The sequence below is a fragment of the Mesorhizobium sp. Arg314 genome (assembly GCF_053714275.1).
The window spans coordinates 1-12,317 of record NZ_JBSKBP010000028.1 but is presented as its reverse complement, the minus strand read 5'-3'; the positions used below and the strand labels follow the sequence as shown (position 1 = coordinate 12,317).

Genomic DNA, 12,317 nt, shown 5'->3' with positions numbered 1-12,317 from the left:
CGCCGCTTGGTCCTACACGGCCCATTTGAGTTGGGCTGCCTTATGCCACACAGTTTCGCGTTGTTGCCAAGGCGATCCAAGCAGGAGCTGCCGGCTGCGAGCACGTCGGAAGAAAAGCTGCACATCCGTTTCCAGCGTGTAGCCCATGCCGGCCCAGATTTGCTGTGCTGCGAAAGTGCATTTGCGACCGCTCTCGCAGGCTTGGATCGACGCCATCGCAACATAAGCGGAAGTGGGCGTGCTGGCAGCAGCTTCCACGAGGAGACGAGCGGCGGAATTTTCCATATACGCCTCGGCAAGCCGCTGTTGCACAGCCTGAAACGACCCTATGGGGACGCCGAAAGCCTCTCTCTCCTTAGCGTAGCTGACGGCAAGTTCGATAGCCGCTCGTGACAGTCCGACGACCTGGGCGGCAATGACCGCACGCAGGACATCAAGCGCTGCTTCCAAATCTGACCAGGTCCATTCACCCAAGCCAATAAGAGTCGTTGTGCCCTGTGCCACTGAGGCCCAGTCCATAGTACGATAGGCATTGTTGGCTAAGTCAGGATTGCATGCTCCACCCCATCCGGATGGGGGCTTCTTCACCAGCGCTAATGCGACCCCGTTATCTGTCTGTATTGGGATTAGAACGGCATCGGCGCGGTCGAGGTGCTCTGCCATCCAAACGCGGCCACCAGCGTTGTCTCGAAGGGATGCCAGAGCACAGTCTTCTCTCTTCCCCGGTAGACCGCTCGTAGGCATAGCCACCGCAACGAGCAGCAGCCCCGTGGTGATTGAATGTATCAAATCATCGAGTGATCCATCATTGAATTTTGCCAAGACAGGTACGACAAACGCTGCCGTTTCGGCGTAAGGCATCGGAAAGGCCGCTGTCGCTAGTTCCTCCGCAATCATAGTGACGAGTGGCAGACCGCCAGCACCGAATGCGTCCGGAGCCATCAAGCCGATCCAGCCCAACTCCCCCACAGCCTTCCATATGCCATTTGCGGCAGCCCAGTCTCCACTCTCCGCTTGGCGGGCTATCTTGGAGGTCAGCTCCTTGACCACGAAGGACTGCGCGACTTCACGGATCATCTCAAAGTCAGCCACGCTGACAGCGCTTTCATAAGCTTCCACTGCACTCACGCTATTATCCATGTCGTCGAGCTCCATGAGCGGCTGCCGCTGCAGTTTGATGAGCAGCGAGTTCATCTAGAATCTCTTGGGTATGCTGTCCCAATGTGGGTGGGGGACGGTGACATCTGGGTTGGCCATCAATAGTCACGCCGGAGCCCATGGTACGAACCCGACCGAATCCGGGCATTGTGAAGTCAACGAAGTAGCCGCCTGCATCGACTTGCTCATCGAACAGTAAGTCTGTGGGCATCTGGACAGGGGCACAAGGGACGCCACAGGCCTCGAAGGCCTCGACCCACGCAGCAGATGTGCGTTTGACAAACTCCAGCTCAGCGTAAGCAGTCAGAGCCCGGCGGCTTTTGTCCTCTTCGTCGCTTTGTGGGAGCGCGTCAGGATTCTCGAACCAGGGATCGTCTAGGCCAACGATTGACATGAAGTGCTTCCGCTGGGGGATGTTCAGGCAGCCGATGGTGACATAGCCATCACTGGTCTCATAAGTGCGATAGTAGAGTTCGCGCTCAACAAGGTCGTTCATGTGATTGGCGGCCGCGTGCATGCGGTCCTTAACCGTTCCAATTGACCTGTGGGGATGTTGGCCATCCAACGCTTCGATCGAAACCAGTTTTTGACGTTGAAGGCTGAGTGCTGCTTCGATGAGCGTGCTCTCGATTTTCTGCCCCACACCGGTACGGTGCCGCTGGATAAGTGCCGAAAGCACCCCGAAAGCCAACATTTGCCCGGCAGTGAAGTCAATTAGGGCGATGCCCGCGTACCGGCGCGGTGCCTTGCCATCTGGTTTCGGGTTTGATGCGATCAAGCCCGAAACAGCTTGGATTACAAGGTCATACCCGGCCTGGTGGGCTCTGGGACCTTTAGGTCCATAGGCAGAATTCGACGCATAGATCAGCTGTGGGTTGAGCTCTTTGGCTGCGCTGTAACCGATCCCCAAGCGTTCAGCGACGCCTGGTCGGTAATTGTGGACCATAACGTCCGCCGACGTGATCAGCGCCTTTGCGGTCCTGAGGCCCTCATCCGTTTTCAGGTCTAGGACGATTGAGCGCTTATTGCGATTAAGAGCTACGAAACTCTTGCTGAACCCGGGAGCAAACGGATCTTGCGCCCTCCATTGCTCGCCAGCGGGTGGTTCCACCTTGATGACGTCCGCGCCCATGTCACCCAGTAACTGAGTGCAGAATGGGCCGGCAATGTACCCCGAAAAATCGACGACGCGGATGCCGTTAAGCGGCCCTGACAATTTCATTTCGGCAACCCCAGACCGCGCGTGGCGATCACTCCACGCTGGATTTCACTCGAGCCGCCGGCCAGGGTAAGCGCCGGAGAGGCGCGGAAAACCGCCGGGAAAAGGCCGTCGAATATCGCCAAGTCGGATCCGTACTCGAATTGAGCCAAGGTCCCGACGATGTCGACAGTTGCGTCGGCAATTGCCTGAGTAAGCAAGCCGACATAGAGCTTCCCGAAGGAGAACTCCGCACTAGCCCCCTTCCCTGCATCTAAATTGCGCGCAATCAAGTAGCCGAAACTACGGGCAACTTGGAGCTTCGTCCGGAGCTCACCAATCTTCTCCTGGACCATTTTAACTTCAGCGAGACGTCCATTCCCGCGATCGCTGCCCTCTTGGGCGACATACTCAACCAGTCGGTCCAAGGAAAGTCGCGCCGCACCGACCCTATCCATGCACGAACGTTCCAGATCAAGGCTGCGCATGGCCTGATGGAAACCGCGGTTTTCCTCACCCAGCAGATTTTCAGCAGGGATTCGAACATCGCTCAGGAAAACTTCGTTCAAGACACCGCCGCCCAATGTAGCGAAGCTATTGACGGTGACACCCGGTGTCTTCATGTCGAGTACGAAGAGGCTGATCCCACGATGCTTTACGGCGTTCGGATCGGTTCGCGCGGCCAGATACATGTGTGTTGCGACCTCCGCCGAGGAGGTCCATATTTTGTGGCCATTGACGATATATTCGTCACCGGCACGGACGGCGGTTGTGCGCAACGAGCCAAAGTCCGACCCAGCCATTGGCTCTGAAAATCCTTGGCAGAACATTGCCTCGCCCGCAGTGATCATGGGGAGGTATTTGCTCTTCTGCTCATCGTTGCCGAACAGCAACAAAGAGTTGCCGAAAACCTTCACTGAAAGCAGATAGGCTGAAAGTGGGGCTCGGGCGTAACCCAGCGCCTCATCGATGATCGCCGTCTCGAGGTGACTTGCGCCACGGCCCCCATATCTTTCAGGCCAGTGCCGCCCGATCCAGCCTGCGGTACCCAACGCCTTGAAGAAAGGACCTGAGTCACCGTCACTCATAGTCCCCTGGCGCTCCAACCCTCGAACCGTTGCCGGGATCGTCTCCCGGCAAAAATCGAGTACGCGATCACGCAGCTCGGCGGCTTCGTCTTCTGTAGGAATGATGTGCATTCGCCGCTGAGCTCCTCGTGACGCGTCTTTGTCGGCAGGCGGATCAGCCTGCTAGCCAACCCATACGCGTCGAGCTCAGCTCTCGAAATTGAAAAAAAAACAAGGCCTTTGAACTGATCTGAAATGCCGTTCCTGAAATTAAGCAGAGCGCAGATGACTGACAGCGGATCGGCATGCAATGTGAATAGGTTGTCTCATCGCAGCCGGTTCGAGCTAGCAGCTTTATCAGCCAATTCGCTCAAAGCAGATCGACAAAACTGCATAGCATTTCCTTTGGTGTGACGGCCATATCTCGCCCAGCTAATAGCGATCTTCAGCCAGCGCGGTTGCCGAAAAGTGTCGTCGAGTGCCTTCAGCCGATCCTCTGCTTTAGTTCACGAGCACGCCCCACTCGCGCTAAAGGGCCCCTCTCGGGAGGCGTGTCAGTGCCGCGTATTTTGTGTGAAGATAGCCTTGAATGCCCTCTGTTCCATTCTCGCTCCCAAAGCCACTGTCTTTGATTCCCCCAAACGGCGTTTCAGGATAAACGGATCCGAAGCTGTTGATCTGCACGATGCCCGCTTCTAGACCATCTATTAGGCGCTCTGCCACATCGCTGGAACCTGTGAACGCATAGGCCGCGAGCCCGAACGGCAGCCCGTTGGCAAGTTCGAGGGCTTCGTCCAAGTCGTCGTAGGTGCAGATTGTTGCAATGGGCCCGAACGGTTCTTCCCGCATAATGCGAGCACGCCGAGGAACATTTCGCAGAACAGTCGGAGGATAGTGATATCCAGGTTGTGATCCCTTCTTCCCACCAGCAGCGATGACTGCGCCGGAACTGACGGCTTCGCGAACCAAATCGTCCACTGCCGCTAGCCTCCGCGCATTAATGAGCGGCCCAATCGCCCGCATGTTGGTTGCTTCCACAAACGCATTGGTGAACCTGTCTGAAATCGAACGATGCACGATGAAGCGGCTGGCCGAGACACAGACCTGCCCTGCATTGCGGAACTTGTGCTCTGCGGAAAGTTGCGCCGTGACCACGGGGTCAGCATCTGGACAAACGATCACCGGCGCATGCCCGCCCAGCTCCAAGGTAACCTTCTTGAGAGCCTGTCCGGCCCTTGCGCCTATCAAGCGCCCGATAGCGACAGACCCGGTGAATGAAACTTTACGAATTTCCGGCGACGATATCAGGAGGCTCGAGATCTCGTCAGGATTGCCGAACACCATGTTAAGTGCTCCAGAGGGAAGCCCAGCATCGTGCAACGCCTTGGTCAAAGCTGCGGCACCGGCGGGTGTCTCTTCTGCGGGCTTCACAATCACCGAGCAGCCCGCCGCCAACGCCGGGGCCAGTTTTGCTACTGGCTGATAGATCGGGAAATTCCATGGGGTCAAAGCGAGAACGGGACCAATCGGCTCCGGAAGCACCATCAGGCGTTCCCCAGGTTGCCGTGCCGGAATTACTCTGCCGTATAGCCGTTCCGCCTCCCCGGCGTTCCACCGCAAGACTTCGCCCGAATAGTGAACCTCGGCCACCGCCTCCTGCATTGGCTTGCCCTGTTCGATTGAGATATGCCCACCTACCGACTGAGCGCGGGCATCGAGGATCTCAGCTGCACGCCGCAAAATGACGGCCCGCTCATGGGCGGGCGTAGCAGCCCATATTCGGAACCCGCTTTGGACTGCGGCGACTGCTTCATTCAGCTCTGCTGTGCCTGCGACGGCGCAACGGCCAACCACATCTCCTGTGGCGGGGGCGACGATTTCAATTTCATCTCTGCCGGATTGCCAGCGTCCACCGATGTAGAGCTTTGTGTCCGGATACTCCGCAGTAGCTTTTCCCATAATCTGTACCTTTGCCAGGTCCCGCATCGAAAGATGCTCATCTGCTTTACGCAGGGCCCGTTCAATTGAATAGAATTGCAGCGGTGTTTAGATATTTGCCGCATATCCAGCACGGCAGGGCAGCCGGCCAAGGTGACGCCAATTCCCCCATCGCGCAAAAGTGCGGGCAATAGCGCTCAGGTACCTTGCATAGAACGGCGGACATGCACGAAATATGCCTCGTTAGAGCTTCATGGTTGTATTCCGCGAGCGGTCGAGAGCGCGCGGCACGATTCGCCTGTCGATTTTGCGCTATCGCCTTCGACTAATATACTTACACGAAATGCGCATCGAAGCGGGCGCAGGGAGCACATAAGTCAATGGGACGCAAAATTCCGCCATTTGCCGCGATCCGCGCCTTCGAGGCCCTTGCTCGTCACGGTAACCTCCAGGCGGCCGGCGACGAACTAGGCATATCTGCCAGCGCGATTAGCCATCAAGTTAAGTCGTTCGAAAGCCACGTTGGAACCAAGCTGCTGATCAAATCCGACAACCGCCTTAGGATCACCAAGGCGGGGGCACAGCTGGCGACCGAGTTGCGAGATATTTTGGACATGCTCGAGGCGGCGATGGTCAAGGTCTCGAAGGCTCGGCGGACGGGGCGGATTTCGATAAACCTGTTTCCATCTCTCGCAGAGCTCTGGATGGTACCTCTGCTGGCAAGATTTGCCGAACAGTACCCTGAGATATCCGTCACCCTTGTAACGAGCCCCGAAAAAGTGGACCTGTCCGGCAGCGACATAGATCTTGCCTTCCAATATGGGGTTGAGCCCTCTGGCGCCTATAAATCGATCGCCCTCATCCAGGAGACAATCACCCCAGTTTGTTCGGGCGCGTTTCTTGCGCGACGCGGACCCATCAACCAAGCATCCGACCTGTTGTCGCAACCGCTTATCTATTGCGCTTCGGCACCGGACGAGTGGCGGATCTGGATGGAGCAAAACAACGTTTCGCTCGGCGACGTCGGGCATTGGCTAGAAGTTGATACGCGCTCAGCGGCGCTGCAGGCAGCCCAACAAAATATGGGGATCGCCATCGGGCGTCGTCCATTTGTGGATCTTGCACTAGCTCGGGGTGCTCTGGTGCAGGTATTTAAGGAACCGACTTTTACGGGGATGACTTACTTCCTGGTGGCGCCGGCCCGCTCGTGGAGCGCGCGGAACGTGCGTACCTTCAGTACCTGGTTAGCCGCAGCGGCCAAGGCAGAGAATCCGTTCCTGCCAAGCGAGCCGGTAGATTGAGGCGGCAATTGCGCACACCAGCCACGAACCCAGTCAAGCCTTCGACACCGCCCAAGCTGCTTGTGACCGCCGCAGGCCGGGGCCAATGCATCCTGACGGGCATGCCCGCAATCGACGGTTAGTTTCCCGCGCTCTCCATCCGCCTTGCGCTGATCGCCTCCGCCAGCCACCCGACCTCTGCCTGTGGAACGGAAGCGAGCAGGAGTTCAGTATAAGGATCGAAAGGCGGTCGTAGTACCTGGTCCTTCGGCCCACAGCGAACCACTTCGCCGCGATACATGACCAACATGGCATCGGCAATAGATTTTACGGTGGCAAGGTCGTGGGTGATAAACAGATAAGCTATACCGTCGTCCTTCTGCAGCTTCAACAGTAGCTTTAAGATCCCATTGGCCACTAATGGATCCAAGGCCGACGTTACTTCGTCGCAGATGATCAGCTTCGGTCTCGCGGCCAATGCTCTGGCAATGCAAACTCGCTGCTTTTGTCCACCTGACATCTCTGCAGGGTACCGACTGGCAAAGCCTTGGCCCAGCTCAGTTTTTTCCAGCAGCTCCGCCACGCGGAGATCCCGCTCTTTGCCGCGCATGCCAAAGTAGAACTCAAGCGGTCGACCGATAATCGTTGCGGCTGTCTGGCGGGGGTTCATGGCAATATCTGCCATTTGATAGATCATCTGAAGCTGGCGGAGATCTTCCTTCGACCTCTCTGCTAGCTGGCGAGGGAGCTCGTGACCATTGAACTGGATTCGTCCGACCAGCGCCGGCAGCAATCCGGTTATGACGCGGGCGAGTGTCGATTTTCCTGATCCGGATTCGCCGACCACCGCGAGCGTCTGGCCTGGCTGAAGATCGAGGGAAACATTGCGTAGAATCCTGATCGTTCCGTTTCCGTAGCCCGCTGTCACGCCGCTGACTGCAAGCACGGGGCGTGATCCAATATCCTTCTGCTCGTGTTCGATGTGGTGCACTGAAACGAGCGCGCGAGTGTACGCCTCTCGGGGAGTTTTGATGATTTGGACCGTGCTTCCCCGCTCTACGAGCTTCCCGTTGCGCAGGACCATTATCTCGTCCGCCACCTGCGCCACCACGGCCAAGTCATGCGTGATGTACAGCGCCGCGACACCGCTATCCAGAATAGCATCACGAATGGCAGCAAGCACATCAATTTGCGTGGTGACATCGAGCGCCGTCGTCGGCTCGTCGAAGACAATCAGGTCAGGCTCGGAACAAAGAGCCATGGCAGTCATCACGCGTTGCAGTTGGCCACCGGAGACTTGATGGGGAAAACGTTGGCCAATGGTCTCGGGATCCGGAAGGCCAAGCTTCTTGAACAAGGCAACCGCTCGTAGTTCGGCCTCGCAGCGCGTTGCCCTGCCGTGGAGCACCGCTGCTTCTATAACCTGATCCATCAGCCTATGCGCTGGGTTGAACGCTGCGGCCGCCGATTGCGAGACATAGCAGACCTCTCGGCCACGAACCATCCGCAATCCATCCTTACCGCTGTTCAGGATATTACGTTGGTTGAGAATAACCTCACCGCCCGTGATCCTCACTCCACCGCGGCCGTAGCCCATACGGGCCAGACCAATGGTCGACTTTCCGGCACCCGACTCCCCTATCAGGCCCAAGACCCTTCCGCGTTTGAGTGACAGAGACACGTCATTAACAAGTGTGATGTCCCTTGAAGGCTCCCCTGGGATGTTGACACTCGCCTCGATACGTAGATTGCGTATCTGAAGCAGCGGCTCACAATCGACACCTTCTTTCTTCCGCTCGGTCGTGGCTCCAACTGGCACGCTTGAATATGCGATGTTGCTCAACAATGGGGTTCCCTTACTCTCAATGGCTTGCAGTCGCGGATAAAACATCCGAAGCTGGTCCGACGCTTAAAGATGTCAATCTGGAGTTCCGCCAAGCAGGCATGAAAAGCTTGGCTGCCAACGGAGGCGGCTCCACCCCTGTGCGGGTCGCCGCCACGACCAGTTGAGCCTACCTTCCTCAATCCTCCTTCAATCCACTTGCCCGATGAAGCAGCCAGTCCACGACGAGATTGATGCCCACTGACAAGAGTGCAATCGCACCGGCAGGTAGCAGTGGAGTAATATCGCCATAAGTTATCAATGTCGCGCTTTCTCGTACCATCGAACCCCAGTCGGCCGTCGGAGGCTGGATTCCAAGGCCAAGAAAGGAAAGCCCGCTGATAAGCAAGAAAACGAAACAGAACCGGAGTCCGAACTCAGCGATCAAGGTCGGAGCGACATTTGGCAAAATCTCACGCCCCATGATCCAGACAGGCCCTTCCCCGCGAAGTCTGGCCGCCTCCACGTAATCTAACACTGCCACGTTGATCGCCACCGCCCTCGTTAGCCGAAAAACGCGCGTAGAGTCCAAAATGGCTATCACAATGATCAGTGTTGGAATGGAAGTGCCAAAAATAGAGAGAAGAAGGAGCGCAAAAATCAGCTGTGGGATCGACATCAGCACGTCGATAAAGCGGGACAGGATCTGATCGGTCCAGCTTCCGAACGTGGCGGCCGCCAATCCGGCGACCCCTCCAATCGTGAAAGCTAAAAGAGTAGTGATTAGCGCAATGCCGATTGTATTGCGGGCGCCGAACAAAAGCCTCGTGAATACGTCCCTTCCTAGATTGTCCGTGCCAAGCAAGAACTGAGGACTCCATGGTTCAAACGGGCTTCCTACTATATCCGCCTCTGCGTACGGGGCCAGATAGGGAGCAAGGAGTGCGGCCAGCAGATAAAGCATTATGACGGCCATCCCGATCTTCGCACTCAATGGTATAGAGGCGAATTTTCGGGCGCTGGACCCTATAGCCCCATGCGGTAGCAAAAATGTCATTCCTCGTCGCTTTCTTGCCGAACCGGAATCATTTCGGGTGCATTAGCCGTGGGTTAACGATGATCGCCAACACATCAGCTGTTAAATTTAACAGGACATACGTAGCGGCAAAGACAAGGCTGCAGGCTTGGACAACGGGGATGTCTCTCTTTTGAACTGAATCAACGATGAGCTGCCCGAGACCCGGATATACAAACACTACTTCGACAACAACCACACCGGTAATAAGATAGGCTAAATTCAGCACGACGACATTGGCAATAGGTGCCAGCGCGTTGGGCAGTGCATGCCTGACAAGTATTCTCCATTCTGGAACGCCCTTTAGGCGTGCCGTCTCGATATACTGGTGTCCGAGCAGTGTTACGATCGAGGTGCGTGTCATCCTCATCATGTGAGCCATCACCACAACGGCGAGGGTAAGGGCTGGAAGCGCGATGGCAGCTAAACGCCCAATTACACTGGTGCTGGAGTCAACATCGGAAAGACTTGGAAGAATGCCGGCATGGACGGCGAAGATCAAGACGAGGATGTAAGCGACGAAAAACTCTGGGAAAGAAATCCAAGTCAGGCTAACGACATTAATCACGCGATCGACAAAGGTGTTCCTGTAGAGCGCCGCGATAATTCCTCCAAACAAAGCCAATGGAACAGAGATCGTTGCAGCGCTGGCTGCAAGGATCAACGTGTTAAATAGTCGAGGACGAATGAGTTCAGATATATCTCTGCCGCTGGCGAGTGCCGTTCCGAAGTGTCCGTGGAATATGTCCCAAAGCCAGTAGATGTAACGTAGATAGAAAGGTACATCGAGCCCGAGGCTCTTGCGGAACGCGGCCACTGTTTCTGGCGTTGCTGACTGTCCCAGGATCTCGGTTGCGACGTCGCCTGGAAGAAACTGTATCCCAGCGAAGATGACGAGGGAAACGATCCATAGCGTCAGCGCGCCCAGAGCGACGCGCTGACCGATCACTTTTGATACCGCTGTCATAAGTCACAGCCTCTAAACGTCGGCGAACCACCACCGTTCCGCACAGCGGTACCCGTCCCATTCCCAATTCGAGGCAATCTTGTTGTGCCCGACTTTTGCGGACAGGGCACTCACATAATTGGCAAACAGCGGGATGACGGTGCCGCCATCATCTCTGCATAGCAACTGCATTTCTGTATACATATCGCGCCGTTTTGCGTCGTCGAGTTCGCCCCTTGCTGCCACCAAGAGCTCGTTGAAGCGGGGGTTCTTCCAGTGCGTCTCGTTCCACACGGCATCTGCCGCGTACACCTGGGAAAACATCCAGTCTGCCGTCGGACGACCGGCCCAGTAGGTTGTGCACCAGGGCTTCTTCATCCAGACATTGTTCCAATAGCCGTCACTGGGCTCCCGGACGACGTTGATAGCAATTCCTGCCTTAGCTGCATCCTGTTGGTAGATGACGGCCGCATCGACCGCGCCGGTGAACACCGAATCTGCCGCAGACAGGTTCACTTTTAGGTCCGATACACCAGCCTTCTTCAAGTGAAACTTGGCCTTGTCCGGGTCAAATTCACGCTGCGGAATGTCCTTTGCAAAGAAGCGATTTGTAGGGGATATCGGATGGTCGTTGCCTAGCTGCCCGTATCCATTCAGAACCGTGTCGAGAAGCTGTTTGCGGTTGACGGCATATTTTAACGCCAAACGGACATCGACATTGTTGAAGGGGGCAACATCAACAAGCATCGGGAACTGGTAATGCTGGGTTCCCGTCAACGATGTGATCTTCACGTTTTTGTTGCGTTCGAGAAGGTGAAGGGTCTTCAGGTCGCACTTGTCCATCGCATGGATCTGGCCTGTCGACAACGCATTCGTTCGGGCGGCGACGTCGTGAATCGCTAAGATTTCAAATGAATCGAACCAAGCTGCGTTCGGCTTCCAATAGTTTGCAAACCGCTTGGACGAAGCCTTGATACCGAAATCAGTGGCATCGAGTACGTAGCCACCAGCACCGACGCCCGACGTATCCGGCTTGCCATCCTTGGAGGGCATGATGGCCAGGTGATAATCTTCGAGGAGGTAGGGAAAGTCTGCGTTCCCTTGTTTCAGAACGATTGTAACCGTTTGCTGGCCATCCGAGCGAATGTCCTCGATCGGGTCGACGATCGTTTTCGCGCCGGACTTGGACTTTTCGCCCCGGTGGTGATTGATGGACGCGATGACATCTTCGGCACTCAAAGTCTTGCCGTTGTGGAACTCGACGCTCTTCCGAAGCTTAAAGGTCCACGTCTTGGCGTCCTTCGATGGCTCCCAGGCTTCAGCAAGTTCACCGACAAGGTTGCCATCTGGATCCAGTTCAGTAAGATAGCCGTGCAGACTATGTCCGTATGTCTCCGCGAATGAGCTTGCCCAGGTGGCGGGATCTAATGTGTCGGTCGTAGAACCGTCTGCGACGCCGATCTTGAAATGGCCTCCCTTCTTTGCAACCGCGTTTTGTGCCATTGCCGCACGAATCGAACCTGACGAGCCGATCGCTAGCGCTCCCACAGCTGCGGCGCATTGTATAAAACGCCTCCGGCTGACTGAGTGTTTCTGGGAGTTATTATGTTCTTGCATCTCAATTCCCCTTTCAGTTCGTTATGAGTGCAGCTGATCTCTAGATCGTCCGCGCGGTCAACTTTGTTTGTTATTGGCGTTATCCAGCCGCCGAACTTCGGCGAACGCATGTACTGGTAAAGAAAGGCGAGTTCTTACAACGTTCAATTTCATTCAAGGACCGCCACAGGCTCCCCGAGGAGGGTTTCGTCGACTTCGATACCCAGGCCGGGGCCA

General features: G+C 56.2%; 9 protein-coding genes. 1 reads left to right on the top strand and 8 read right to left on the bottom strand.

Features of this window, described 5'->3' with window-relative positions:
• Positions 1-12: 12 nt before the first annotated feature.
• From ACWGS9_RS24520 to ACWGS9_RS24505, 4 genes are all read right to left on the bottom strand, one after another.
• Positions 13-1,194 carry an acyl-CoA dehydrogenase family protein gene (locus tag ACWGS9_RS24520; RefSeq protein WP_454507678.1) on the bottom strand — a complete coding sequence of 394 codons (1,182 nt, stop codon included), beginning with the start codon at positions 1,192-1,194 and terminating at the stop codon, positions 13-15.
• The gene (locus tag ACWGS9_RS24515) at positions 1,133-2,380 is read right to left on the bottom strand and encodes a CaiB/BaiF CoA transferase family protein (RefSeq protein WP_454507677.1); all 1,248 of its coding nucleotides are present in this window, start codon (positions 2,378-2,380) and stop codon (positions 1,133-1,135) included. Before ACWGS9_RS24515 ends, ACWGS9_RS24520 begins: the two co-directional genes overlap by 62 nt.
• On the bottom strand, positions 2,377-3,555 hold the full coding sequence (locus ACWGS9_RS24510; protein WP_454507676.1) for an acyl-CoA dehydrogenase family protein: 1,179 nt from the start codon (positions 3,553-3,555) through the stop codon (positions 2,377-2,379). Before ACWGS9_RS24510 ends, ACWGS9_RS24515 begins: the two co-directional genes overlap by 4 nt.
• Before the next feature lie 396 nt (positions 3,556-3,951).
• Positions 3,952-5,409, bottom strand: a complete 1,458-nt coding sequence (locus ACWGS9_RS24505) for an NAD-dependent succinate-semialdehyde dehydrogenase (RefSeq protein WP_454507675.1) — start codon at positions 5,407-5,409, stop codon at positions 3,952-3,954.
• A gap of 332 nt (positions 5,410-5,741) precedes the next feature.
• On the opposite strand from ACWGS9_RS24505, the gene ACWGS9_RS24500 reads away from it, so the two are divergent.
• Positions 5,742-6,662, top strand: a complete 921-nt coding sequence (locus tag ACWGS9_RS24500; protein WP_454507674.1) for a LysR substrate-binding domain-containing protein — start codon at positions 5,742-5,744, stop codon at positions 6,660-6,662.
• Positions 6,663-6,780: 118 nt separating this feature from the next.
• Here the strand turns inward: ACWGS9_RS24500 and ACWGS9_RS24495 are convergent, their stop codons facing one another.
• The 4 genes from ACWGS9_RS24495 to ACWGS9_RS24480 all read right to left on the bottom strand — a co-directional run bounded on the left by ACWGS9_RS24495 (position 6,781) and on the right by ACWGS9_RS24480 (position 12,101).
• Entirely contained in the window at positions 6,781-8,460 is a 1,680-nt protein-coding gene (locus ACWGS9_RS24495; RefSeq protein ID WP_454507730.1) for an ABC transporter ATP-binding protein, read from the bottom strand.
• Between the two features lie 202 nt (positions 8,461-8,662).
• Entirely contained in the window at positions 8,663-9,427 is a 765-nt protein-coding gene (locus ACWGS9_RS24490) for an ABC transporter permease (protein WP_454507673.1), read from the bottom strand.
• 121 nt (positions 9,428-9,548) lie between these two features.
• On the bottom strand, positions 9,549-10,505 hold the full coding sequence (locus ACWGS9_RS24485; RefSeq protein WP_454507672.1) for an ABC transporter permease: 957 nt from the start codon (positions 10,503-10,505) through the stop codon (positions 9,549-9,551).
• A 12-nt stretch (positions 10,506-10,517) separates the two neighbouring features.
• Positions 10,518-12,101 (bottom strand): ABC transporter substrate-binding protein, encoded by a 1,584-nt coding sequence (locus ACWGS9_RS24480; protein ID WP_454507671.1) that lies wholly within the window; start codon positions 12,099-12,101, stop codon positions 10,518-10,520.
• Positions 12,102-12,317 lie beyond the last annotated feature (216 nt).